This window comes from Achromobacter sp. 1012554356 (genome assembly GCF_059760815.1).
Genome location: NZ_JCBANC010000039.1, coordinates 37,042 through 61,851 on the forward strand (window position 1 = coordinate 37,042; position 24,810 = coordinate 61,851).

The window sequence follows — 24,810 nt, forward strand, 5'->3', positions numbered from 1 at the left end:
CAGGCGGCGGCAAAAGTCCGTTATATCCGCCCGGGCCGTCCTGAAAAAGGCGAGTTAACCATGATGAGGACCGCCGCGCCGCGCCTGACGCTTGCGCAGCCGTTCCCGCACCATTTCGGCGCCGCTGACCAGGGTGATTCCGGCCAGCACCATCACCGCGCCGATCACGAAGCCCGCATCCAGCGGTTCATCAAGAATCAGCACGCCGAAGCTGACGCCGAATAGCGGCGTCATGAACGACAGGATGGACAGGCGGGACGCCAGATACCGGCGCAGCAGCCAGAACCAGACCAGATAGCTGGTCAGCGCGACGACGACCGACTGGAACGCGACGCTGAGCACGGCCGCCTGGGTGTAGCGGATGCCCTGATGGCCGGTGGCGGCCGCGAAGGCCAGCAGGCCCACCGAGGCCACGGCCATCTGATAGAAAAGCGTCTTGGCCGGCGCGGCTTCGGACAGCGATGTCTTGCGGATCGCCACCGTCGTTGCGCCCCATAGCAGCCCGGCCAGCAACCCCATCGCGTCGCCCAGCAGCATGTTGCGCGCGCCGTCGTGCGCCAACGGCTGGCCGCCTTTGACCAGGAACGCGACCGCGATGCCGCAGAAGGCCAGCGCCACGCCTGCCCATTGCAGCGGCTTCAGGCGTTCTTCGGGCAACAGCCAGTGCAGGCCCAGCGCCGCGAAAATGGGCGCCGTGTACAGGAACACCGACATGTGCGAGGCCGTGGTGTAGACCAGCCCTTGTGCGACGAAGAGGAACTCGCCGGCAAACAGCAGGCCCACGATCAGACCGGGCAGGAACGTGCCGTCGGTGAATGCCCGCAGCCCCTCGCTGCGCCACACGACCGCGGCCAGCACCAGCGCCGCGAAGGTAGAACGCAGCCCGATCTGCATGATGGGCGCGATATCGTCCGCGACCAGCTTGATGGCGATCTGCTGGAAGCCCCAGCACACGCATAGCGCCAGCATGGCGCCGGTGGCCAGCGTGTCCAGCGGCAGACGCAGAGGTTTGGCGGCGGCGATGCTCACGGCAGTTCGGCGGGGTAGCTGTCCAGCGCCAGGCCGATCTGCTGGCGCAGGTCCCATTCGGCCAGCGTGGATTGCACCGGTCCGTAAAAGGCGCCGTCGCGGGCGACGAACATGGCGGGCAGGTGGAAGACCTCGTAACGCTCGACCAGGCCGCGGTTGTCGCCGGCATCGATCCAGCAGATACGCTCGACCGGCAGTTCCACGGCGGGAAGCTGCTCGCGCGCCACGCGGCAGGTGCCGCAGGTGCGGCTATGAAAAACGATGAGCGACAGGCCGCGCGCGTCCAGGAGGAAGCGGTCAGCGGTGCTGTCGTCGAGGGTTATCTGTTCCATGGGGTCCGGTTTCTCAAGCGCCGCGCAGCACGCGGTCCAGTTCCAGCACCGACTGGTACAGCACGCGGGTGCCGTCCAGCAGTTGCGCGGGTTCGATCCATTCTTCGGGGCAGTGGCTGCGCCCGTTCAGGCAGGGGATGAAGATCATGCCGATGGGACCGGTGGGCGCCATGTACACGGCGTCGTGGCCGGCGCCGCTGGGCAGCCGCATCGACGCGTAGCCCAACTGGTCGGCGGCCGCCTTGACGGCGTCCATGACCAGCGGCGAACAGTCCGTGGGCTGCGCGCGGCTGAGCTGCGTGAAGCCGGCGGTCAGACGCAGCGCCTTCAGGTCGTCGGCCACGCCGGCCATCAGGATTTCGGGAAAGGCGTCCAGCACCGCGTTGCTGTCGCTGCGCACTTCCAGCGTCATCTCGACCCGGCCCGGCACGGCGTTGGCCGCGTTGGGCGTCATGGCCAGCCGGCCGACGGTGGCGACGACGTAATGCGGATTGCCGCTGGCGGCGCTGGCCTGGCGGTTGGCGGCGTCGATGATGCGCGCCGCGCCCACCAGCGCGTCGCGCCGGATGTCCATGGGCGTGGTGCCGGCGTGGTCGGGCTGGCCTTCGACCACGATCTGCACGCGGCGGATGCCAACGATATTGGTGACCACCCCGATCGGCAACTGGCGGCTTTCCAGCACGGGGCCTTGTTCGATGTGCAATTCGACGAAGGCGGCGGTTTCGCCCGCGCGGCGTAGCGGGGCGTTGAGCGCCGACGGGTCGCCGCCGATGCGCGCGATGCCCTGCGCCAGCGTCTCGCCCTGCGGATTGCGCGCGTCCAGCATGCCGGCGCTGAGCTGGCCGCACAGCGCGCGGCTGCCCACACACGAAATGCCGTAGTCGCTGGGTTCTTCGGACAGGAAGTCGATGACTTCGAAGGGGTGATCGAGCGTGATGCCGTGTTCCTGCATCGTGTGCGCGACCTCAATGCCCGCCAGCACGCCGATGATGCCGTCGAAGCGGCCGCCGGCCATGACGGTGTCGCAGTGCGAGCCCGTGGAAATCGGCTTGCGCGACGCATCGCGTCCCGCCCTTGTGCCGACCAGATTGCCGCCCGCGTCCAGGCGCGTCGTCAGGCCCGCGGCTTCGAACTCGCCGCGCAGCCAGGCGCGCGCGTCATCGAACAGCGGCGAAAAGGCGCGGCGCGTCCAGGGGACGTCGGGCAGGGTGAACTTGGACAGGGTGTCGACGCGCGACCAGAGGCGTTCGGCGTTCAGCGGGGGAAAAGCGGGCGGTGTGGCTTGCGGCATGAGACTTCCAAAAGATCCGCCCTGGATTATGGCATCAATGGCGCGGCGTCCCCGCCGGCTGCTTACGTCGTGCGGCGCCAGGCGGGCTCGCGCTTTTCCAGGAAAGCTGTCACGCCCTCGCGCGCTTCCTCGGTGCTGCGGATGGCCGCGATGCGTTCGACCGAGTCAGCAATCAAGGCGGCGTCCAGCGGCCGGCCGGCAAAGTCGCGCACCAGCCGCTTGCTGGCCTGCACGGCGCCCGGACCATTCGCGCACAGCGTGCGGCAGAGCGCTTCGGCGGCTTCCAGCGCCTGCGCCGCGGGGACCACTTCGTGCACCAGCCCCAGCCGCAGCGCGGTGGCGGCGTCGAAGCGCTCGGCGGTCAGGAAATAGCGGTTGGACGCGCGCTCGCCCAGCGCGCGGATCACATAGGGGCTGATGGTGGCGGGCAGCAGGCCCAGGCGCGTTTCGGACAGGCAGAAGTGCGCGCTGTCCGCCGCGACCGCCATGTCGCAAGCAGCCAGCAGTCCCATGCCGCCCGCGTAGGCGTCGCCGTTGACGCAGGCGACGATGGGCTTCGGGCAGGTCCAGACCGCGTGCAGCATGTCCGCCAGCCGCGTGGCGTCCTGGCGGTTGTCCGCGTCGGTCAGCGTGCCCATTTTGCGCATCCAGTTCAGGTCGCCGCCGGCGCAAAAGGCTTTCCCCGCGCCCGTCAGCAATAGGACCCGCACCTGCGGATCGTCGGCCGCCGTCTTGACCGCCGCCGTCAGCGCGGCAATCAGCGTCTCGTCGAACGCGTTGCGCATGTCCGGCCGGTTCAGCGTCAGGCGGGCGAGGGGGCCGTCAAGGGCCAGGTCCAGCGGTGCGTTCAGCGTCATGCACGGTCTCCGGTGTTGTTGATGGTGGCTCAACAGATATGTCGATCAGTCCGGCTGATTCTATTGGTAAAAGCGCGGTTTCGCGATGCTTGTTTCCGATAGATTGAGTTATCCTCAACAAAAAATTTTGGAGGCAGACATGAACCAGCACGCGGGCAGAAGCGCCGCCGATCAGCGCTACGCATCGGTATTCCGGCCGGGATTGTTTGACGGCAAGACAGTCATGGTGACCGGCGGCGGCAGCGGCCTGGGCCGTTGCACCGCCCATGAGCTGGCCGCGCTGGGCGCCGGCCTGGCGCTGGTGGGGCGCAACCCCGACAAGCTGCGCATGGCCGCCGAGGAAATCGTCCGCGTCTATCCCGAGGCAGCCGATCGGATCAGCCAACACGCCTGCGACATCCGCGACGAAGCCGGGGTGCGCGGCGCGGTCACCGACGCGCTGAGCGCGCACGGCGCCATCCATGGCCTTTTCAACTGCGCCGGCGGCCAGTTTCCCGCCCCGCTGGACCGCATCAGCCTCAATGGCTGGAACGCCGTGGTGCAGAACAACCTGCATGGCACGTTCCTCGTGTCGCGCGAGATCTACACGCAGCACATGCGCCAGCACGGCGGCGCCATCGTCAACATGCTGGCCGATATCTGGGGCGGCATGCCGGGAATGGGGCATTCGGGCGCGGCGCGCGCGGGGGTGTGGAACCTGACGGAGACCGCCGCCTGCGAATGGGCTTATGCCGGCGTGCGCGTGAACGCGGTGGCGCCGGGCTGGATCGCCTCCAGCGGCATGGACAGCTACGACGAGCATTACCGCGGCGTGCTGCGCGAGCTGAAGACCAGGGTTCCGCTACAGCGCTTCGGCACCGAGGCCGAACTGGCCGCGGCCGTCGTCTTCCTGCTGTCGCCCGCGGCGGCGTTCATCAATGGCGCCGTGATCCGGGTGGACGGCGGCGTGCCGAACGCGCGCCATTCGTGGAATCTGCAGCCGGCCGAGCGCGGCGAGACCTACAACGGCTTTCCTCAGTACGTGCCGCCGTCGCTGTTTTCGGAAGACTGAAGGCGATGCAGCGCGTTCTGGACTTCGCCCCGGAACTGCGCCAGCGCCAGGGCGTCCTGGCGCGGCGGCTGCAGGGCCTGCCACAGAAAATTAACCAGTTGGTCGGCCGTGGCGGAAACGTCCACGTCCACCTCCACCCCCGCGCCCGCACGATGCCGCATCGCGTCCCACAGCACGTGCTCCATCGGCCCGTAGACCGCCGAGCGCAGCAACCGCAGCGGCATGTCCTGGCGGATGTCGCCGTCGGATTGGCCTTGGGCCAGGATGCGCATCAACGGCGCGGTGTAGCGGCGCTGCAGGCCGGCGTAGATCTCGCCAAAGTCGTCGTTGCGGGCGCGGCCTTCGGAAAGAATGAACGCGCACAGCCCCGGACCCTCGGCCAGCAGGTGGCGCAAATGGGTATGCACCAGGTAATGCAGTTGGGCGCGCGCGCCGTGGATGTGCGGAAGATGGTCTTCCACCCGCGCGATGATTTCGTCGTACCAGTCGCTGATGACGCGCACGCAGAGTTCGCGCTTCCCGCCAAAGTAGGTGAAGACGGTGGCTTCCGACACGCCCAGTCGCTGCGCGATCTCGGTGGTGGTGGCCGCGTGAAAGCCCGCTTCGGAGAACACCTGGCGCGCGACCCGCAGAATGTCGCGGATGCGTTGTTCGGACTTGGCGCTGGCCGGCGGGCGGCGCATTGGGACGGCTGGGCTTTTTTCCATGCAGGCAACAGGCGAAAAAGGGGCGGGCGGCCTGTCTGGCCGTCCGCGCGAGGGCCTATTATTGAGCGACGGTCAACTTCGTGGCAAGGCGGAAGGCATCCGGCCGCCGCCGCGGGTCCTTCATGGCAACAACCATAATCATCAAGAGACAACCATGCTGCACAGAGCAGATTCCTACGCGCAAGTCGTGTCCGCCTTCAAGTGGCAGGTGCCCGCGGCCTATAACATCGGCGTCGACGTGTGCGACAAATGGGCCGACGGCAGCGGCCGGCTGGCCCTGATCTATGAAAAGAGCGACGGGGCGCAGACGCGTTACTCGTTCGATCAGATCAAGGCGCAGTCCAATCAGTTCGCCAACAGCCTGGCGCGCTACGGCATCCGGCGCGGCGACCGCGTGGCAATCTACCTGCCGCAGGCGCCCGAAACCGCCGTCGCCCACGTCGCCGCCTACAAGATGGGCGCGGTGGCGGTGCCGCTGTTCACGTTGTTTGGCGTCGACGCCATCCAGTTCCGGCTGGCCAACAGCGGGGCGTCCGCCCTTGTAACGGATGCGGAAGGCTGCCGCAAATTGCTGGAGATCCGTGACAGCCTGCCCGACCTGAAAGTGATTTATTGCATCGATGGTGATGCGGCCGAGAGTGCGCAGGCCTCGTCCGCGGCTAGCGTAGGCGCGCTGCCGTTCGAGCAAAGCTTGGCGCTCGAGTCCGACGCGTTCGATCCGGTCGCGACCGCCGCCGACGATCCGGCCGTCATCATCTACACCTCCGGCACCACCGGCAAGCCCAAGGGCGCGCTCCACGCGCATCGTGTGCTGCTCGGCCACCTGCCGGGCGTGGAGATGTCGCACGAGTTCTTTCCCGAAAACGCCGTGCTGATGTGGACGCCGGCCGACTGGGCCTGGATCGGCGGGCTGCTGGACGTGTTGCTGCCGTCGTGGCACCACGGCGTGCCGGTGCTGGCGCGGCGGTTTGAAAAATTCGACGGCGCGTCGGCTTTGGCGCTGATGGCGCGCCACGGGGTGACGCACACCTTCCTGCCGCCGACCGCCTTGAAGATGATGCGCGGCTGCGACTGGCCGGATCACGCCGGGCCGCGCGCGCTGCGCTCGGTGGCCAGCGGCGGCGAATCGCTGGGCGCGGAACTGATCGACTGGGGCCGCCGCGTGCTGGGCGTGACCATCAACGAGTTCTACGGCCAGACCGAGTGCAACATGATCGTGTCCTCGTGCTCGTCGCTGTTCGACCCGTGCATCGGCGCGATTGGCCGCGCGGCGCCCGGGCATCGGGTCGCTATTGTGGATGACAACGGGGCCGAAGTGGCCGATGGACAGGAGGGCAACATCGGCGTATTGCGCCCGGATCCCGTCATGTTCCTGGGGTACTGGAAAAACCCGGACGCGACAGCGGAAAAATTTGCCGGCGATTACCTCCTGACCGGCGACATCGGCGTGCGCGATGCGGAAGGTTTCATCCGCTTTGTAGGCCGCAACGACGACGTCATCACCAGCGCCGGCTATCGGATCGGCCCCGGCCCCATCGAAGACTGCCTTATCGGCCACCCCGCCGTGCGCATGGCGGCGGTGGTGGGCATGCCGGATGCTGAACGTACGGAAATCGTGGTGGCATTCGTGGTGCTGAACGAGGGCGTGGAGGGCGACGAAGCGCTGGTCAAGGCGTTGCAGGCGCATGTCCGGACCAGGCTGGCCGCCCACGAATACCCGCGCGCGATCCGCTTTGTAACCAGTTTGCCCACAACCGCCACCGGCAAGATCATCCGCAGGGAGTTGCGCGCCGGATACCCCGCGTAAGCGGACTCACCCAGTGACAATCTCGCCCATGTGGATGGGTTGACTGGCTGCCCGGCGCTGCAAGTATGATTGCGCAAACTGGATACGGCCCCTCTCAATTGGGGCCGTATCACCTTTAGCCATAGTATGGAGATAGCCCCAATGAATAAGCCTTTGGACGGGGGATTGGCAGCCTTGAACGTACCCGAGTACGTCAAGCACCGCGGACTGATCGACTGGGTCGCCAGTTTTGTCGCGCTGGCCAAACCCGATCGCGTGGTCTGGTGCGATGGCTCGCAAGAAGAGTACGACCGCCTGTGCGAACAGATGGTCCAGGCCGGCACCCTGCGCCGGCTCAACCCCGCCAAGCGCCCCAATTCCTATCTCGCGTGGTCCGATCCGTCCGACGTGGCCCGGGTCGAAGACCGCACCTTCATCTGTTCCGACCGCGCCGAAGACGCCGGCCCCACCAACAACTGGGCCGATCCCGCTGAAATGCGCGACACGCTCAACGGCCTGTTCGACGGCGCCATGCGCGGCCGCACGCTGTACGTGGTGCCGTTCTCGATGGGCCCGCTGGGTTCGGACATCGCCCACATCGGCGTCGAACTGTCCGATAGCCCGTACGTGGCCGTTAACATGCGCATCATGACGCGCATGGGCAAGCAGGTTTATGACGTGCTGGGCACCGATGGCGACTTCGTGCCGTGCCTGCACTCGGTCGGCAAGCCGCTGGCCGCTGGCGAAGCCGACGTGGCCTGGCCGTGCAACCCCACCAAGTACATCGTCCATTTCCCCAAGACTCGCGAAATCTGGAGCTACGGCTCCGGCTACGGCGGCAACGCGCTGCTGGGCAAAAAGTGCTTCGCGCTGCGCATCGCGTCCACCATGGGCCGCGATCAGGGCTGGCTGGCCGAACACATGCTGATCCTGGGCGTGACCTCGCCCAAGGGCCGCAAGTACCACGTCGCCGCCGCCTTCCCGTCGGCGTGCGGCAAGACCAACTTCGCCATGCTGATCCCGCCGCAAGGCATGGACGGCTGGAAGGTCACCACCATCGGCGACGACATCGCCTGGATCAAGCCCGGCCCGGACGGCCGGCTGCACGCCATCAACCCCGAGGCCGGCTATTTCGGCGTGGCCCCGGGCACCAGCGAGCAGACCAACTTCAACGCCATGGCCACGCTCAAGGCCAACGTCATCTTCACCAACGTCGCGCTGACCGACGACGGCGACGTCTGGTGGGAAGGCATGACCAGCACGCCGCCGGCGCACCTGGTCGATTGGCAGGGCAAGGACTGGACGCCTGAAATCGCGCGCGAAACCGGCCGCAAGGCCGCGCATCCGAACGCGCGCTTCACCGCGCCCGCCGCGCAGTGCCCGTCCATTGATCCCGAATGGGAAAACCCCAAGGGCGTGGTCATCGACGCCTTCATCTTTGGCGGCCGCCGCTCTACCACCGTGCCGCTCGTCACCGAGGCCCGCAACTGGGTCGAAGGCGTCTACATGGCCGCCACCATGGGCTCCGAAACCACCGCCGCCGCCGCCGGCCAGCAAGGCGTGGTGCGCCGTGACCCGTTCGCCATGCTGCCGTTCTGCGGCTACAACATGAGCGACTACTTCGGCCATTGGCTCAAGCTGGGCAAGCAGCTCGAAGCCGCCGGCGCGACCCTGCCGCGCATCTACTGCGTCAACTGGTTCCGCAAGGGCCCGGATGGCAAGTTCGTCTGGCCTGGCTTTGGCGACAACATGCGCGTGCTGCGCTGGATGCTGGGCCGCATCGACGGCCAGTCCAAGGGCGTGGATCAGGTGTTTGGCGTGTCGCCCAGCTATCAGGACATCGACTGGACCGGCCTGGAGTTCAGCCCGGACAAGTTCGAGCAGGTCATGTCGGTGGACGAGAACGCCTGGCGCGAGGAGCTGGCGCTGCACCATGAGCTCTTCGGCCAGCTGTCGCAAGGCCTGCCCGAGGAACTGCGCACCACCAAGACCGCGATCGAGGGCCGTCTGGCGGCTTGACGCTACTGGGTGCGCTGATTGATCGAACCCGCCTGCTGTCACGCAGGCGGGTTTTTTATTGCCGCCGGCGGATGGCGCCGGCTTGCCCGGTTTTCAGGCCGGGGTTGACTCCGTCCTGCTGCCCGCGATGCCGTCCAGCGCCTTGGCCACGTCATCCGGCAAGTGCAGCGTCGCCGCCGCCAGGTTCTCCTTCAGGTGTTTCTGCGAAGACGTGCCGGGAATCAGCAGGATGTTCGGCGATCGGCGCAGCAGCCAGGCCAGCGCCGTCTGCATCGGTGTTGCGCCGATCCGCGCAGCCGCGTCGTTCAAGATGGACGACTGCAACGGGCTGAACCCGCCCAGCGGAAAGAATGGCACGTAGGCGATTCCTTCGCGGGCCAGGTCGTCGATCAGGGCGTCGTCGGCCCGGTGAGCGACGTTGTACTGGTTCTGCACGCAGACGATGTCGCAGATGCCGCGGCCCTCTTGCACTTGCGTGGCCGTCACGTTGCTCAGCCCGATGTGCCGGATCAGCCCTTGCTGCTGCAGCCCGGCCAGCACGGACAGCGGTTCCGCGATGGAGCCTTCCGCCGGGCCATGGACGTCGAACATGGCGCGCAGGTTGACCACGTCCAGCACGTCCCGGCCCAGGTTGCGCAGGTTGTCGTGCACCGCGCGAGTCAGCTGTTCGGCCGAGAACGCGGGATTCCACGAGGCGTCGTCGCCGCGCACCGCGCCCACCTTGGTCACGATCACCAGATCGTCGGAATAGGGGGCAAGCGCTTCCCGAATCAGTTGGTTGGTGATGTGCGGGCCGTAGAAGTCGCTGGTGTCGATGTGGTTCACGCCCGCGGCCACGGCGTCACGCAGAACGGCAAGCGCCGCGTCGCGGTCCTTCGGCGGACCAAAGACGCCCGGCCCGGCGAGCTGCATGGCGCCGTAGCCAAGGCGATAAACCTGGCGTGCGCCGAGGGAGTAGGTGCCGCTGTCTGCAAGTTGGGTCATGTCGGGTTCCTTGTTGCGGAAAAGAAGTGGGAATGGGCAAACGATAGAGCTTCCGCCACTTGCTGATAAGTCAATACAATCTGCACGGCTTGTACGGAAAAATGCACAATGGCGACCGACCTCGATGACCTCAATGCCTTTGTCGCGGTGGCGCGCGCGCGAGGGTTCCGCGAAGCGGCCCGGACCGCCGGCACCAGCGCGTCACGCCTGAGCGACACCGTGCGCCGCCTGGAGGCGCAGCTTGGCGTGCGGCTTTTCAACCGTACGACGCGCTCCGTCGCGCTAACGCAGGCCGGCCAGGAGTTGCTGGAAAGGCTGGCGCCCGCGCTGACCGAAGTGGAAGCGGCGCTGGACGCCGTCAATGGCTTTCGCGACAAGCCGGCGGGCACGCTGCGGCTCAACGTGCCGCTCAGCGCGGCCAAGCTGGTGCTGCCGTCCATCGTTCCCGGTTTTTTGGCGGCCTATCCCGACATCCGCCTGGAGGTCGTGGCTGAAGAGAGCTTCGTCGATGTGCTGGCTGCCGGCTGCGACGCAGGCATCCGCTACGACGACCGCCTGGAACAGGACATGATCGCCGTGCCCATCGGTCCGCGCGTGCAGCGTTTTGCTGCCGGCGCGTCGCCTGAATACCTGGACAGGCGGGGGCGGCCCGCGCATCCCGAAGACCTGATGCACCACGCCTGCCTGCGCGGCCGCTTTCCCAGCGGCTCGATGCCGGCCTGGGAATTCGAGCGGGGCGGGGAAACGGTGCGCATCGATGCGTCAGGTCCGTTGGTGGTGCAGATTGGCGGCGCCGTCGACCTCGCGGTGGACGCAGCCATCGCGGGTTCGGGCGTCATGTACCTGTTCGAAGACTGGCTTCGGCCGCACTTTGATAGCGGGGCGCTGGAGCCGGTGCTGGAACCCTGGTGGCCGCAGTTTTCGGGGCCGTTTCTGTATTACTCGGGACGACGCTTGGTGCCGTCGCCACTGAAGGCGCTGATCGAGTTCATCAAGACGCGGCCGGTTCCCTGAGTGTCAGGCGCGGCCTTGCGCTGGAGCGCCAGGCGCGGACGCTTCCCTCAGCGCCGCGCATCGCCTCGCCGGCCCGCGCCGTTTGATGCACAATCGCCTGATGCACCTGGATCCCGAAGACCTCGCCAAGATCACGTCCCTGACGCTCGCCCACTACGAAGAGAACGCCGATTCCTTCCAGGCCGGCACGCGGGACCACGATGTCAGCCAGAACATCGCCGCCTTGCTGCGGCACATCGACGGCGAGCCGCCCTACGACATCCTGGATCTGGGGTGCGGGCCGGGGCGCGATTTGAAAACGTTCCTGGCGATGGCGCATCGGCCCGTGGGCGTGGACGGCACGCCGCGCTTCGTGGAAATGGCGCGCGCGGCAAGCGGGTGCGAGGTCTGGGAGCAGGACTTCCTGCGGCTCCAACTGCCCAGTGCGCGATTTGATGGCATCTTCGCCAACGCCGTGCTGTTTCATGTGCCGGGGCAGGAGCTGCCGCGCGTGCTCAAGGAACTGCGGGCTGCGCTGCGGCCACGCGGAGTGTTGTTCAGTTCCAATCCCCGGGGTGGCAACCAGGAAGGGTGGAATCGCGGGCGCTATGGGGCATATCACGATCTTGAAGGCTGGCGCGCGCTGTTGCAGGCCGCCGGATTCGAGGAGCTTGAGCATTACTACCGGCCCGACGGATTGCCCCGCGAGCAACAGCCGTGGCTGGCTAGTGTGTGGCGGCGGCGGGATTAGGGCGGCGGGATCGTAATGCGCTCATAGTGATCCAAGTCTGCGTCCGAAAAGCAGCAGAAGATGACCTCTCGAATTGACGATTCCTTCGACAGGCTTTCGCGGACGGTATCGACCGCGACCTGCGCCGCCGAATCAATGGGATAGCCATAGATGCCGGTGCTGATGCTCGGAAACGCAATTGAAGCCACACCTTTATCTTCCGCCAGCGTAATGCAACGACGATAGCAGCTGGCCAGCAGCGCCGGCTCTCCGTTCTCTCCGCCTCGCCACACGGGCCCCACCGTGTGAATGATGAAGCGCGCGGGCAGACGATACGCGCCGGTCACCTTCGCATCGCCCGTCTTGCAGCCGCCAAGCAACCGGCACTCGTGCACAAGATCCGGTCCCGCGGCACGATGAATCGCGCCATCCACGCCGCCACCGCCCAGCAATGATGAATTGGCGGCATTGACGATCGCGTCCACTTGCAGCTTGGTAATGTCCGAGCGGATTGCTCGCAATGTGGTGGGCATTTGATCTTTCCTCATGACGGGATGGGGCGGCATTATCCCGCCGCCATTCACCTGGGCCACGGCCGGCACACCTGCCGCATCGGCGTGTCTGATGGCTACTTTATCGCCAATTCTGCGCGCTTGCGGCCCATCTCCCGCCGGCAATAGGCGCCGACTACAATGAGCGCCGCCTACGCAGGTCGCTGGGTATCCATCGCTGACCACAGCCCCGTGGCGCCGGCGCAGGAAATCCGCTTTCCCTCTCGACGTCCCTCTCATGGTTGCCTCCACGCTCGTTGGCATGCTGTGCGCACACCTGCTGTGCTTTTCCGGCATGTTCCTGCTTATCAGCCGTCGCCTGCCTGGCAACAGGATGGGGATGGACGTCTTTGCCGTCGGCAATCTGCTGCTGGCGGCAGCCTACATCCTGCAACTGGTCGAAGGCGGACCCGCCTGGAGCCTGATGAGCGTCGTCAATCACTGCCTCACGCTTGCCGCCCCAATCGCCTACCTGCTGGGCGCCATGCGATTTTTTGGCCGTCAGGTGCGCATGTGGCTGCCGTTGACAGTGTTCTGTATCGCCTATGCCTCGGCGCAGTGGTGGGTGCAAAGCCAGATGGGACCAGAAGCCCGCTACGCCATGCTCGCGTCGTCGGCGACGCTGCTTTTCTTCGCCATGTCGGTCACCGTGCTTTGCGGCACGCGCTCGTTCGCCAAGGACTTGCGCGCAGAGATGATCTTCTTCGCCTGCCTGATCGGCGGAATCTGCGTGCTGAACGCGATAAAGTTCCTGAAAATCATGGAGGGCGGCCTGGACGCGCTGCACATGGATAGCCGCTTCCAGATGATCTTCTACATCTACATGTCGACGCTGGCCACCATCGTGCCGCCTTCCATCGTCTGGCTCGTGCTGCGCCGGCTGACGGATAGTTTGCGCAATATGGCGGCGCGCGATCCGATGACAGATCTGCTCAATCGCAGGGGGTTGTCAGACGCACTGACCCAGTATTTCAACGGCCGGAATGCGGTGCCCGCCTATTTGCTGGTGTTGGACGTCGACCATTTCAAACGGATCAATGACAGCTACGGCCATCAGGCTGGGGATGAGGTGATCTGCCATGTGGCGGGGCTGCTACGTGCCGGTGTACGGCGTGGCGATCTGACCGGCCGCACCGGCGGAGAGGAATTTGTCGCCGTGCTTCTTGAATCGAAAGTGGCGGATGTGATGGTTCTTGCGGAGCGGCTGCGCGCCAGCATCGAAAGCCAGCCGATCCACGTCACCGGGGCCGATGAGCCACTGCGCTGCACGGTTACGATCGGCGTTTCGTCGCGGTTTTATGGCGCGGATGGTTTGGAGGAGGCGCTCCGAGAGGCGGATGGGGCGCTTTATCGAGGAAAGGCGGGAGGGCGGAATCGGGTGGAAGTGGGCGGCTCCAATCCCTCTCTAATCACGCCGCCTCCCACAATGCCGCTGTCAGACCCAGCAACAGCAGTATGGCCGACGCGATAAACCATCGCACGGTTTTCCGGTATTCATCCTCGGCTTCATCCTCCAAACGCAAGGCGCGGCAAAGAGCAATTATCTGCAGCAGGATGGCGACCAACAAGGACACGCCCGGCAGCACGGATAGCGCGCTCCAATTGCCCGGCGCGTCAAAGCCCCAGTAACGCAGGAAACCCAGCGAAAAGCCCAGCAATACCGTGATGGCCGTAATCAATCCAGCCCGAAAGCCCTGGGGTAGTTCGCGTGACCTGTGGCTGCGGGTCCGTACCAAATCGTCGTCTGGCGTTTCCGGTGTCATCATCGAGATACTCCGCACTGAGTACGCTACGGCCCACCCGCTACCGGTTCATGTGGGAGCGAAAGCGGAACTCCTGCCTTCGCGCGGGGCGAGGTTGAACTGATTATGGCTGATAACGCAGCGCACTGGGGCTGTTGACCTCGCCGTGTCGCAGCCCTGTGCCTTGTCGCCTTGCTAGCAGCTGCCCGCCTGCGCCTGGCAGGCGGGGATGTCTTTCCGGCTGGTATCCGGCGAAGGCCCTTTAGCGGCGCCACGGTTGCGCCACGGCGGACAGGCAGAATCCGGAATGGAGAACCACTGCACAGGGGGAGATGGACTTCTTTATGAAAAGCTCCCATGGTGATTGAAGACCCTGGAGGTTTCAGAGTAGTGCTGGGTTACTGAAAAGGAGATTGTCATGGAGTCCGCAAACGCCGCCGTTGACCGTCGTGCGCCATGGAACAAGGGAAAGCTCATCGGGCAGAAGCCGCCCCTAAAGCTCCGAGAAATTTGGGCAATCCGAATGAGACTTCAGATGGTATCGAACATCCGGGAACTCGCGCTGTTCAATCTCGCAATTGATAGCAAGCTTCGAGTATGCGATCTCACGCGATTGCAGCTACATGACATCCGTCACGGAAGCCACGTAGCCGCGTGAGCTACCGTCATGCAACAGAAGACCCAGCGTCCGGTCCAATTCGAAATTACGGAGCAATCCCGTGAGAGCCTTGAAGCATGGATTGAAACGCGAGGGCTAAAGGCGGCGAATTTTCTGTTTCCGAGCCGGTTGCATACGTCGCGGCATCTGTCGACGCGGCAGTACGCCCAGATTGTGCATCGCTGGGTCGCATCGATTGGCCTAGACGACAGCGCATATGGAACCCACCCTATGCGCCGTACAGAAGCCTCGCTGATCTACCGCCGGACAAAGAATCTTCGGGCTGTACAGCTGCTGCTTGGGCATACCAAACTGGAACGCACAGTTCGCTACCTAGGCATCGAGGTAGACGATGGTCTTGAGATGGCTGAACAAACCGAAGTTTGATGCATCACGGCCAGTAGCGGTCATAATGCAACGTCAATTTGCAACAGCTGGCGGCTGCTTAGTGGCATGACTGACGCCGCGAGCGATGCCAATCAGCCAGGACTCATCTGCGAAATGGGAGATGGCATGGATCGAATTGCTGACCGTTATTTGAGGTTTGCAAAAGTCGAGGCGGCGGGTCGCTCGCCGTTGTATGAAAAATGGGCGTTGCATGTCGCGAATTCGTTTGATGCACTGGCGTTTTTACAGGGTCTACCTGTAGATAAGCAGCAACCAAATCTGCTGTTTGCAGCGTTCCGGCATACCGTAGGCGCGCCCACATCGACTGCGGAATTCGATGCAGGCTTGGCGCAACATGGCGACGCCATCCGGGCTCTTATGCAGGCTCGTTCCACGCAGACTAACGAACCAGGGCGCTGTGCGGCATTGTTGCCCGCTCTCGCTTCGATCGCGGGCAAGATAGCGCTCATCGAAGTGGGGGCCTCTGCAGGGCTGTGCCTGCTGATGGACAAATACGGCTACGACTGGGGTTCCCAACGCCTGGTTCCGTGTCGAGACGATTCGGACTATCCGGTATTCCCATGTGAGGTCACCGGCACGGGCCCGCTCCCCCAAACCTATCCTGAAATTGTGTGGAGGGCTGGACTGGATTTGAGCCCAATCGACGTTCACTGCGACGAGGATAGGAAGTGGCTTGAAGACTTGGTGTGGCCCGAGGATAGCTGTCGGCTGGCACGCCTTCAGTCTGCGCTGCGGATCAGCAGACGCGAGCCGCCTCAAATCGTCCGAGGCGATCTGCTGCGGGACTTTGCATGCTTAATTGAACAGGCGCCGGCGGAAGCAACCGTGGTTGTGTATCACTCCGCTGTCCTGAACTATGTTTCGGACCAGGCACTGCGCAAGGAATTTGCGCGCAACATGTTGGCCTCGCGTTGTGTCTGGATCAGCAACGAAAGTCCATTGGTATTTCCACAGTTCTTGCCCGCCGCCACGCCGCAACGGTCCGGCATGTTCCTGCTATGTGCCGACGGCCATGCGTTGGCCTGGACGGATCCGCATGGTGCCGCGCTGCAATGGCTGTGAATCAGCACTTTCTTTGCTACCCACCGTCGGGATCTTCGCCGTGAATGTGAACGCGGCGCCGGCCAAGCGCAGAACGCGGGTTATGACGGGGCGGCCTTAAAGGCAGTCTGTTGCAGATCCAAGGCCCGCTTGAGCAGGCCTTGGATCTGAAAACTGGAAATAAAGTCGGTCGCACCCTGGACTTCACGCCTTCAACCCAAGAAAATTGAACAAAAGTCGGTCACTACGTTCGTGCCTCCGGGGTTCAATCTGACCGAGTTGCGAAATGAAATGTCGGTTCTGACACACCGGCCCCACGTCACCTGTTAACTTACCGGATTGCGTGCCGAGACGATCCACGCAGCCCCGTTGATCATCACCGACCGCTCGCCGGGGAGCCCGGCAAAGGCGGCACGAACTGCCGCCGAGGCGCGCCCGCGTGTTTCGTCAGGCTGGTCAGCGAGAGCACGCGACAACGGCCCGACCTCAAGTGTCATCTTCACTGCGTCGTCGATCGCTGTGTCCCGAGTCTTGCCTTCACCGAACGGAACGGCAGCGTCGAAGGGAGCAAACCCAATGTCCGAGAAGCCGGCTGCTGTCAGAATTTGTGCCACGCGCGCCCGGTCGCCGAACGAAAATGGGCCGGGCGCATCTGGTTCGGGCGGCTCGCTCGGCGGGACGATACCCTTGAGCGCGGCCATCGGCAGGTACACCCATTCGTTCGCCGCCGCGGCACGCCAGCAAACGAAAGCGACTCTTCCACCAGGCCGGAGCGCGCGTCGCATGTGGGCAAACGCCGCTATTGGATCGTCGAAGAACATTACTCCGAAACGCGAGAAAAGAAGGTCGAAGGCGCCCCTGGGCAGCTCTGCACTGCTGGCGTCGGCCACCTGAAAGAGGGCCGGCGTATCCGGTTGCGCAAGCGCGCGCGCTCGAGTGATCAGCGGCTCGGATATGTCCACGCCCAGCACTTGACCCACTGCCCCGACACGCGCTGCGAGAGCCCGGCTCGACGCGCCCGCGCCGCAGCCGATGTCTAGCACGCGCTCTCCCGTCGAGGGCGCGGCGGCTTCTATCGCAGCCTGGCCGAAGACCGCGACCATGGCGTCGAGCCGGGCCTGGTTGGCCACCCAACGCTCTCCGCTTTCACCGCCCCAGTCCGCGGCCAGATCGGCACGTTGCTTTGCCATGTCATCTCCTTGACTCGTCGATACGTACTTCATCGCGCCCTTCCTCGCCAACCTACCAACGTTGACGACGCAACAGAAAAAATGGATTTCGTGCTTTCAAACAAGCATCGACTGCTGCGCAAAGATTCCCGCCATCGCCCCTTGCCATGATGCCGTGGTGACTGAATGCATGGCGGGGTTGGCAAGGTCGCCCGCGGCGTAGATGCCAGGCGTGCTGGTCTGACGGCGCTCGTCGACCTTCAGGGCCACGCCCTGGGGCGTTTCGACCGTGGCGAGGCCCAGCACTTCATGCAGGCGTCCAGAAGGCTGGTTGCGCGGGTGAGCGAACAAGATGTCCACCGCGACCGAGGGGCCGGTACCGAGTTGGACGGTGGTGCGGTGACTCTCGTCATGGTTGATTGCGGCGATCCGTCCATCGACCACAGGAATGCCGCGGCGTGCCAAATCGGCCCGGATGTCGGGTGCGATGTCGTGCCCATTCGCGAAGACCGTCAGCGTGTCGGTCCAGTCGCGATACAGGCGGACATAGTTGTGCGAGGGCGGGCCGGACCAGATCAAGCCCCAATGCCGGCCGGCGACCTCGAAGCCATCGCAATAGGGGCAAGGCACGATGGAAGAGCCCCACCCGTCGGCAAACCCGGGAACGTCCAGCATCTGATCGGCAACGCCATAGCTCAGGATTACCCGGCGCGCCTGGAGGGTTTCACCCTCGCCCGTGAGGACGGAGAAATCATCGATTGCGCCGGAGACGCTCTCGGCCCGAGCATTGACCAGCCGGATGGTGGGGTAGCGCGCCAGTTGCTGCCGCGCCTCGGCCAGGATGTCGAGCGGGGGCTTGTGGTCGTGGCCGAGCAGGCCATGCGAGTGGTCGGCAAAGCGATTGCGCGGCAAACCCGTATCGAGCACGGTGACCGTGCGGCGGGCACGGCCAAGTTGTAGTGCCGCAGCAAGGCCAGCAAAGCTGCCGCCGATGATGATGACGTCATTCATAGTGAGGGATCCGTGTTCTCGATAGAAGGGATTGGGGCTGCACTCGCTGTGAGCCGTAAGTGCGGGAGGCGGTGCCGGAAAACGCCGCTACCGAGTTGAAGCCTATTCACCGGCGTGCGCGTTTCAGATACCATGAGGTATCCTAAATTACCATTTAAGATACTGTCAAGTACCGGAAATAATGTGATGGAAAGAAAATTGCCGGGGCGGCGCGGACGGCCTGCCAACGAGGCGCTGGGCCAAAAGATAGTGGATGCAGCCACCCAACTGTTTGTCGAACTAGGCTTTCAAGCGACAACCATGGAGAAGGTGGCCCAGCGCGCGAAGATATCCAAGCTGAGTATCTATCGCCATTTTGAGAACAAGGAGGCGCTATTCAGTGCGGCCATCGCGGCGCACTGCCACCAATTTGCACCTCAGGCGCTTATTGAAAACGTCAAGGGTTCGGCGGCGGATCAGCTCCTGGCGGTGGGTTCATTCCTGCTACGCACACTTTTAAGCCCAGAGGTCCGCAATGTCGAAGCCATGATCGTGGCCGACAAGACGAATCAAAGGTCGTTAAGCAAGCTCCATTACGAGGCCGGCCCGGCGTACGTCATCGCTCAGATCGAAGATCTGTTGCGTCAGTTGCACGCGAGCGCAGCTCTGAACGTGCCGGATCCTCGCGGGTCCGCTCGATTGTTCGCCGCGCTCATCAAAGGTTCCGACCTGCTGACAATCGCTCGCTTCGATGAGGCCACGGCAGACGACGACCACGAAATTGAATCCTATTGTCGATCGGCTGTGGCAATGTTCATCGCCGCACATGGCGGATTACCGACGTGACCGAGTTCGACGTCCGTGGTGAAAAGTTGTACCCGTCGCCGGCGATGAATCTGAACAGCAGCGCGGCGTGGCCTGCGCGTCATTGACGAGCGCCGACCGAGTTCGCTGCGAAGCAGCCATTGAGCTTTTCCCATCGAACTACCGCTTCGGGTCGAAATCGGCCAGACGTCGACGACTGGTCGCGGCCAGGCGCGGTCGTTCCCGTCATCGTCGCTTAGACCAGAGGATCTCTAGCGCTACTTGCCGAAAGTAACGTTAATTCCGGCATAGACCGTGAACTGCGGCAAACCCTCGCCCTTGTGGGCCACCGTCCATTGCGGCTCCACAAATGCATTGAAGATATTCTTTCCAACGCGCCAAGCCTTGCCCGCGCCGAGGCCCACCGGGATGTAGTAATTGTTCTTCTGAAGGTCAAAAGTCCATGTTCCTGTCGACCGCACGTACCACCCCTGTGGCAGGTTGCGAATGACAAAGGGCTGCAAGGTCGCGGTATGAACCGTGTCGCGTTGACTTTGACCCGCGAACGAGTGTTGCCACTGCACCAGCCCGCCGAGAAGGCCTTCCTTGCTGGAATGTACCGCCACCGCCGCCAGCCCCCCCGACCACTTACCCGCACCCAGTTCAGAGCTGGTTGCGGTTGGCAGAGTCACTAGAGGCCCGACGCCGATGTCCACGTCGCCCTGCTTGAGCAAAAAGATGTCGAACAGATTGATGTCACCCAAACCAGTCTTGTAGCTACCGTCGGCCTCTGGACGAGTACTGAGAGGCGCGGTCATGCGCAGGATCTGTGGCACGCCGACCAAGTCACCTGGTGCAATGGGAATCGTGGGGCGCACGAGAAAATCATTGGTGTGCGCGTTGGTGCCGAACAGCGTCGGGGTGTAATAGTTCTGGAAATTGAGCGACGGGGCCAGATTGAGCGGATTGTTGCTCTTGTTCGCATCATCGGCCGACTGCGCAAAGGCGATGTGGCTCGCACTGCACGCAATGCTCGCCACGGCTAGTTTCTTCCACATTGGTGATTCCCTGGAAATTGGAGCCACGCCTGCCCGCTCGCTGCGGCTATCGGCGTTGGAGTGGGCTCGTTCCAGCGCCCCGCTCTCGGATGGAGCCAGGGCGCCGAAGCTTCCTTCGACTGGTGTCACTTCACCTGTTCGATATCCCCCGGCTTCCAGCTCTTGTCGAAGGCTGCGGTTTCAGGACCGTAAATGCGGATGTAGGCAAACCACCCCTTGCCCGACGGCGTCTTGATCCAGCGGTTCTCGCCGCCTTTGGGCGCCTTGGGCCCGAAGTACAACTCGACGGGCTTGGTCTTGTCCACGTCCCTCAGTTCGAACAGCGAGCGCAGGGCCGCCAGGTCCTGGTCCGTCTGGACTTGCGAACGCGTCGCGGCGTCATACACCGTGACCGACCAGAACAGCTTGCCCGGCACGGGTTGAGGAATCGTCAGCTTGTATTGCTTGCTGCCATCCAGATAGGCGCCCTTGCTGTCGCGCGCGCCCAACCAGTACAGCGAGCCCGCGCCGGCATCGCGCCGGAACATGGCGGGCGACGCCACGATGGCTTGGGCGAACCAGCGGTCGCGCGCTTCCAGGTCGATGCCCGCCGGCGTTTCAAATTGCGCGTTGGTCGGCACCAGGCCCGCCCACTCCCATTGACGATCCGGCCAGTTCTTGCGATCTGGGCGAGTGCTGGCGAAGGCGCTCACGAGCATTTGGTCGCGGCCCTCGCGTGCGGCACGCGTCAAGATGCCTTTGGTGCGCGCATCAGGTTGGAAAGGTTTGCCCTTTTCGATGCCAAGTTCCGCCAGCAGTCCGTACATGGGCAGAAACTCGGGAACGCGCGCTTCGGCCTGGATGATGCCGTTAAGCTGCTCCCAGAATTGGAAGTTGTCTTCCCAGCGCAACGACGTGCTATCCATCGCCTTTTTGGACGTGTCGATGGCAGTCAGGGGTTGTGGGTTATCGGCGCTGGCCAGCGGGTAGATCTTGATGTTGCGCAGGCCGTCCAGCGCCTTTTGCAAATCGCCTTCGGCCGGCAAGGCTCGGACGGCGACCAGGTTCTTGAAGGATTTTGAGTGGCCAACGTAGTAGCCCTCGGGGATCTTGCCGGTGTAGCCCGGCGGCAGCACCAAATGCTTGCCGCCTTTGCCCGCATCGGGACCGGGCAGCCCCATGTCCAGCACCCAGCCCTGGTTGTGGTCGTCTACCAGACCGATGAACGGCCCCGGCGGCAGCTCGATCACCATCGGGCCATCTTTCAAATCCAGCACACCCGAACCATACGGCGTATCGGAATTGAGCGTGAAGCCCACCTGGCGCGGGCCGGTTGCGGCAATGCCCCACTGCTTGCCGTCTTCGATGCCGACGGCGCGATTGCCATTGAAAATGCCTTCCACCGACACGGTGGGATACCAAAACCGATACGCCACTACCGCGCGCTGCAACGCGGCGTCGTCGCGCGCGCGCTGGCTGGCCTTTTCTGTGGGGAAGCCCTTGTTGAAAGGATAGGTCGGCGGCGCGGCGGCAGGGTCCGCGGCATAAACGGGCAGGCCCGCGGCAAAGCTCAAACCCAAGGCAGCCAGGAAAGTGCGTTTCATCGTTTCATCCTAGAGTGAATGCGTGTGCGGCCGCCTAACCTTCGCGTGGCACGGGCGGGAACTGCACAGATCGGGCAGCGCGCGCAGGCCAAACCTGCGCTCGCCTTCGACTAGCTACTTCAGTTTCTCCACATCGCCGGGCTTCCAGCTTTGGTCGAAGAACGGCTGCTTCGGCCCATAAAGGCGCAGGATCACAAAGAAACCCGAACCGGGTACGGTTTTCAACCAGTTCTTGCCGTGTCCCGCGGGTTCCGTGGGGCCGAAATAAATGTCTGTCGACCCGTCCGGATTCACGTCGGGCCGGTCCATGGTGTTGATGGACGGGAACGGCTGCCCATTGGCCAGGCCCGCTGCGGTTTCGGGCCGATACACCGTGACGGACCAGAAGATGCCAGCCGGAATGTCCTTGGGCAGGTGAAGCCGGTAGGACTTGCCGCCCGACAGCGGATCGCCGTCGGCATCCCGGAAGGCGACGGGATACTTGGCACCCATGCCCGCCATGTTCACCGCCATCGCCGGGCTGGCAGAATACGCCAATGCAAAAAAGCCCGTGCGCAGATCCAGGTACTTGAACGAAGGCCCGGTGAATTCGGTATTGACCGGGAAGGGATTCACCCATTGCCGGTCGGGATACCAGCGCGTGTTGGGGACGATGGGCGGAGGATCGTAGGCGATCGCGCGGCCAATCCGGTAGGCCGTCTTGCCGGCCTTGTCCAGGATTTCCCGCGTGTGAGCGTCGGGATTGAACGGCTGGCCCTTGATGATGCCGATGCTGGCGAGCATGCCGCGCATGTCGGCGTCGACGGGGTCCACGTATTCGCTGTCGATGAACCGCGACAACATGTCGAAAGCCGAGCCGTCGGTGGGATACAGCATGTTAGGCGTCGCCTTGGACCCATCCGGAAACTGCATGGGCTTGGCCGACGCCTCTTTACCCAGCGGATAGATTCGGGTGCGGGTGACCAGGTCCACCGGGTCACCGAGATTGGCGGGGTCTTTGAAGAATGCGCGCCAGAAAACGAAGACGTTGTAGGTGCGCGACTTGTAGACGATGTAGCCCTTCGGGATCTCGCCTTGGTAATCGGGCGGAATGACCAGGTACTTAGCGCCCTTGCCCTTGTCGGGGCCGGGCAAGCCCACGTCGCCGCACCAGACATCCTTGGCGTACGGCGCCGGGTACCAGGTTTTTTCTGCGACGGGCGCCGGATTGCAAATGGGGCGCTGGAAGAAATCGTCAAGAATGCCCTGAAGGCCCGGTGGCACCTCCAGGACCATGGGCCCATCCTGCTTCAGGTCCAGGTAGCCCATCGCGTAGATGACGTCCGAGTTCGGCGTCGTGACCAGCGTATTGGCATTGAGCCGTTCCTTCCACACCGGAAGGACGTTGTAGCCCTTGCCGAACAGCCGTTCGGATCCTTCCTTCATGGCGAAGATGTTCAACGCCGGTTGTGCCCACAGGTAGCTCTGGACGGCGCGTTGAAAGAGCAATTCGTCTTTGAGCGTTGCGGAATCCGCTTTGGAAAGATACCCCTCTTGCAGGGGAATTTGCGAAAGCTGGTCGTACCGGGAGGATTTCTGAGAAGGCGGCGTACCGCAACCTGCGATGAGGGAAGCCACTGCCAATGTCGAGCAAATTGCCTTGAGCGCCATACGGGTTCCTTAACAACGAATATTGATAAGTCACTTGAACGTGCCAACTGCGAATGCATCGAGAGAAAATCGCGAGTCAGATTATCACGATTGGTCATACGGAGAGGTAGTCGCGCAGCACCGCTCGCGAAAGGACGCATGGAGCGGCGGCTTTCGCCTTCTTTTCGATAAGCGGCTGCCCTGTACAACCGGTCGTTGCCCGCCATCGACGGGATCCTGGGAAGTTTCCACGCGGACTAGACAAGGGCAACTCTGAGCGGCGTCGGCATTCTTCGCACGACGCGCTCAGCCAGCTGGTACAAGCCTTTTCGAAGCACCATAAAGCGCCAGCTTCCCAACCCAGCAGCCCAGCACCAGCAACGCGGCATACACGACCAGCATCACGACTGCCACCACGTTGGAATCCGCGGCGCGTATCAGTTGGTCCCATGTCATCGCTCGAATCGCCAGAAAGCCCAGGCCAACCCCCAGCACCTGCGCCAGCCAGAAGGCCACCGTGCCGAGGACCAGCGCACGCCCTTGACGCGCGGCGCCGATCGGGCGCGGCAGGATTTTCAGGCAGGCGTATGTGCAAAGCAGCAGGAGCAGGGCCGGCAGGATCAGGAAACCCAGCGCATACTGCAGCCAACCCACGGTGAGGGACTGCGCGTTCAGGTAGCTGCCCATGGCGATGCACACACTGAGTTGCCAGCCCAAAATCATCAACCCCGCACTCCAGGCCGCGTGACGCGTTTCATATGCCGGACCACCGGCATCGCTCGCGGGCTGCACGGTTCGCGTGGCGATGCGCACGGCGAGGTACGCGCCCAGGGCTTCCAAGGCAACGGCCAAGGCGCCGAGGAGCAGGCTCATCGTCAGGGCGTGGTTGGCCGCGCCGGCGTGCTGCACGGCGTACAGCACCAGCATGCTTTGCAGATAAATCATCAGCGCCGACACGGCCAGCGAGGACACCAGCGTCAAGATCATGACGATGCCGAAAAGTTTGCGCGGCGCCTCCACGGCGTGCGTGTTGTGCTGGCGCAGCCAGCGATGCGTGGTGCTCCATACGGTCAGGCCGACAAAAATGGATGAGGCCGCAAGGTTTGCCAGGAATGGCACCAGGTACTGCGGCAGGCTGAATGTCTCGCGAAGTTGCGCGGACTCTGGCAGTCCAACCAGCGTGTAGCCTTGCACCAGCGCGGCGAACGCCACGCGCACGATGATGGCTGCCAATGCCAGACGCCAAGCGAGAGAGTAGGGGGAGCGGGCGGGAGCGGTCATCAACGTATGAAGGGGTCGAGAGATAACAGCAGCGGAAGGAATCAGGGATCGACCATAGCATGTCACTACCGCAAGACATGCGGCAGCAGTTGCTTGCTCCCAAAACGCGACCGCGGG

At 63.8% G+C, this 24,810-nt stretch carries 22 protein-coding genes and 1 pseudogene; 9 read left to right on the plus strand and 14 right to left on the minus strand.

Annotation, left to right across the window (positions count from 1 at the left end):
- Positions 1–54: 54 nt before the first annotated feature.
- The 4 genes from AC6LJW_RS19465 to AC6LJW_RS19480 all read right to left on the minus strand — a co-directional run bounded on the left by AC6LJW_RS19465 (position 55) and on the right by AC6LJW_RS19480 (position 3,509).
- Positions 55–1,023, minus strand: coding sequence for a DMT family transporter (locus tag AC6LJW_RS19465; protein WP_056570563.1), 969 nt, complete (start codon positions 1,021–1,023; stop codon positions 55–57).
- 2 nt (positions 1,024–1,025) lie between these two features.
- On the minus strand, positions 1,026–1,361 hold the full coding sequence (locus AC6LJW_RS19470; RefSeq protein WP_056569860.1) for a thioredoxin family protein: 336 nt from the start codon (positions 1,359–1,361) through the stop codon (positions 1,026–1,028).
- 13 nt (positions 1,362–1,374) lie between these two features.
- Positions 1,375–2,652: an N-carbamyl-l-glutamate amidohydrolase ErtE gene (ertE, locus tag AC6LJW_RS19475; RefSeq protein WP_498088034.1), complete on the minus strand. Its 1,278-nt coding sequence runs from the start codon at positions 2,650–2,652 to the stop codon at positions 1,375–1,377.
- A 62-nt stretch (positions 2,653–2,714) separates the two neighbouring features.
- Entirely contained in the window at positions 2,715–3,509 is a 795-nt protein-coding gene (locus AC6LJW_RS19480) for an enoyl-CoA hydratase/isomerase family protein (RefSeq protein WP_498088035.1), read from the minus strand.
- Positions 3,510–3,648: 139 nt separating this feature from the next.
- Here AC6LJW_RS19480 and AC6LJW_RS19485 point away from each other — a divergent pair, with 139 nt between their 5' ends.
- Positions 3,649–4,560, plus strand: coding sequence for an SDR family oxidoreductase (locus AC6LJW_RS19485; protein WP_498088036.1), 912 nt, complete (start codon positions 3,649–3,651; stop codon positions 4,558–4,560).
- On the opposite strand, the gene AC6LJW_RS19490 is transcribed toward AC6LJW_RS19485, so the two are convergent.
- Complete coding sequence (locus AC6LJW_RS19490) at positions 4,524–5,267, minus strand: TetR/AcrR family transcriptional regulator (protein WP_498088037.1); 744 nt, start codon at positions 5,265–5,267, stop codon at positions 4,524–4,526. The two genes, AC6LJW_RS19485 and AC6LJW_RS19490, sit on opposite strands and share 37 nt — an antisense overlap.
- 154 nt (positions 5,268–5,421) lie before the next feature.
- Between AC6LJW_RS19490 and AC6LJW_RS19495 the strand changes: the two genes are divergently transcribed.
- The gene (locus AC6LJW_RS19495; RefSeq protein ID WP_427985325.1) at positions 5,422–7,074 is read left to right on the plus strand and encodes an acyl-CoA synthetase; all 1,653 of its coding nucleotides are present in this window, start codon (positions 5,422–5,424) and stop codon (positions 7,072–7,074) included.
- A gap of 141 nt (positions 7,075–7,215) precedes the next feature.
- The gene (locus AC6LJW_RS19500; RefSeq protein WP_498088038.1) at positions 7,216–9,072 is read left to right on the plus strand and encodes a phosphoenolpyruvate carboxykinase (GTP); all 1,857 of its coding nucleotides are present in this window, start codon (positions 7,216–7,218) and stop codon (positions 9,070–9,072) included.
- A 93-nt stretch (positions 9,073–9,165) separates the two neighbouring features.
- Here AC6LJW_RS19500 and AC6LJW_RS19505 read toward each other — a convergent pair whose 3' ends face one another.
- A complete protein-coding gene (locus tag AC6LJW_RS19505; protein WP_427985322.1) occupies positions 9,166–10,056 on the minus strand; it encodes an aldo/keto reductase family oxidoreductase in 891 nt (296 codons plus the stop codon).
- Between the two features lie 108 nt (positions 10,057–10,164).
- Here AC6LJW_RS19505 and AC6LJW_RS19510 point away from each other — a divergent pair, with 108 nt between their 5' ends.
- A complete protein-coding gene (locus AC6LJW_RS19510) occupies positions 10,165–11,070 on the plus strand; it encodes a LysR family transcriptional regulator (protein WP_056569870.1) in 906 nt (301 codons plus the stop codon).
- Positions 11,071–11,170: 100 nt separating this feature from the next.
- Positions 11,171–11,800, plus strand: coding sequence for a class I SAM-dependent DNA methyltransferase (locus AC6LJW_RS19515; RefSeq protein ID WP_498088050.1), 630 nt, complete (start codon positions 11,171–11,173; stop codon positions 11,798–11,800).
- Here the strand turns inward: AC6LJW_RS19515 and AC6LJW_RS19520 are convergent.
- Positions 11,797–12,312, minus strand: a complete 516-nt coding sequence (locus AC6LJW_RS19520; RefSeq protein ID WP_056569872.1) for an O-acetyl-ADP-ribose deacetylase — start codon at positions 12,310–12,312, stop codon at positions 11,797–11,799. The genes AC6LJW_RS19515 and AC6LJW_RS19520 overlap by 4 nt on opposite strands.
- 256 nt (positions 12,313–12,568) lie before the next feature.
- Between AC6LJW_RS19520 and AC6LJW_RS19525 the strand changes: the two genes are divergently transcribed.
- The gene (locus AC6LJW_RS19525; protein ID WP_498088039.1) at positions 12,569–13,801 is read left to right on the plus strand and encodes a GGDEF domain-containing protein; all 1,233 of its coding nucleotides are present in this window, start codon (positions 12,569–12,571) and stop codon (positions 13,799–13,801) included.
- On the opposite strand, the gene AC6LJW_RS19530 is transcribed toward AC6LJW_RS19525, so the two are convergent.
- Positions 13,740–14,096 (minus strand): hypothetical protein, encoded by a 357-nt coding sequence (locus tag AC6LJW_RS19530; protein ID WP_082579023.1) that lies wholly within the window; start codon positions 14,094–14,096, stop codon positions 13,740–13,742. The two genes, AC6LJW_RS19525 and AC6LJW_RS19530, sit on opposite strands and share 62 nt — an antisense overlap.
- 394 nt (positions 14,097–14,490) lie before the next feature.
- On the opposite strand from AC6LJW_RS19530, the pseudogene AC6LJW_RS19535 reads away from it, so the two are divergent.
- Together AC6LJW_RS19535 and AC6LJW_RS19540 are read left to right on the plus strand one after the other, a co-directional pair.
- Positions 14,491–15,117 (plus strand): annotated as a pseudogene (locus AC6LJW_RS19535) (tyrosine-type recombinase/integrase).
- Between the two features lie 66 nt (positions 15,118–15,183).
- Positions 15,184–16,200, plus strand: a complete 1,017-nt coding sequence (locus AC6LJW_RS19540; RefSeq protein ID WP_498088040.1) for a DUF2332 domain-containing protein — start codon at positions 15,184–15,186, stop codon at positions 16,198–16,200.
- Between the two features lie 305 nt (positions 16,201–16,505).
- On the opposite strand, the gene AC6LJW_RS19545 is transcribed toward AC6LJW_RS19540, so the two are convergent.
- Together AC6LJW_RS19545 and AC6LJW_RS19550 are read right to left on the minus strand one after the other, a co-directional pair.
- Positions 16,506–17,369: a class I SAM-dependent methyltransferase gene (locus AC6LJW_RS19545; protein ID WP_498088041.1), complete on the minus strand. Its 864-nt coding sequence runs from the start codon at positions 17,367–17,369 to the stop codon at positions 16,506–16,508.
- A 96-nt stretch (positions 17,370–17,465) separates the two neighbouring features.
- Positions 17,466–18,359 (minus strand): NAD(P)/FAD-dependent oxidoreductase, encoded by an 894-nt coding sequence (locus AC6LJW_RS19550; protein ID WP_498088042.1) that lies wholly within the window; start codon positions 18,357–18,359, stop codon positions 17,466–17,468.
- Positions 18,360–18,545: 186 nt separating this feature from the next.
- Here AC6LJW_RS19550 and AC6LJW_RS19555 point away from each other — a divergent pair, with 186 nt between their 5' ends.
- Complete coding sequence (locus AC6LJW_RS19555; protein WP_498088043.1) at positions 18,546–19,184, plus strand: TetR/AcrR family transcriptional regulator; 639 nt, start codon at positions 18,546–18,548, stop codon at positions 19,182–19,184.
- Positions 19,185–19,420: 236 nt separating this feature from the next.
- Here the strand turns inward: AC6LJW_RS19555 and AC6LJW_RS19560 are convergent, their stop codons facing one another.
- The 4 genes from AC6LJW_RS19560 to AC6LJW_RS19575 all read right to left on the minus strand — a co-directional run.
- Positions 19,421–20,200: a hypothetical protein gene (locus AC6LJW_RS19560; protein WP_498088044.1), complete on the minus strand. Its 780-nt coding sequence runs from the start codon at positions 20,198–20,200 to the stop codon at positions 19,421–19,423.
- 125 nt (positions 20,201–20,325) lie between these two features.
- Complete coding sequence (locus AC6LJW_RS19565; protein WP_498088045.1) at positions 20,326–21,783, minus strand: DUF1254 domain-containing protein; 1,458 nt, start codon at positions 21,781–21,783, stop codon at positions 20,326–20,328.
- A 114-nt stretch (positions 21,784–21,897) separates the two neighbouring features.
- On the minus strand, positions 21,898–23,208 hold the full coding sequence (locus AC6LJW_RS19570; protein ID WP_498088046.1) for a DUF1254 domain-containing protein: 1,311 nt from the start codon (positions 23,206–23,208) through the stop codon (positions 21,898–21,900).
- A 510-nt stretch (positions 23,209–23,718) separates the two neighbouring features.
- Positions 23,719–24,810: hypothetical protein (locus tag AC6LJW_RS19575; protein ID WP_498088047.1), on the minus strand; the 1,092-nt coding region annotated here is incomplete at its 5' end.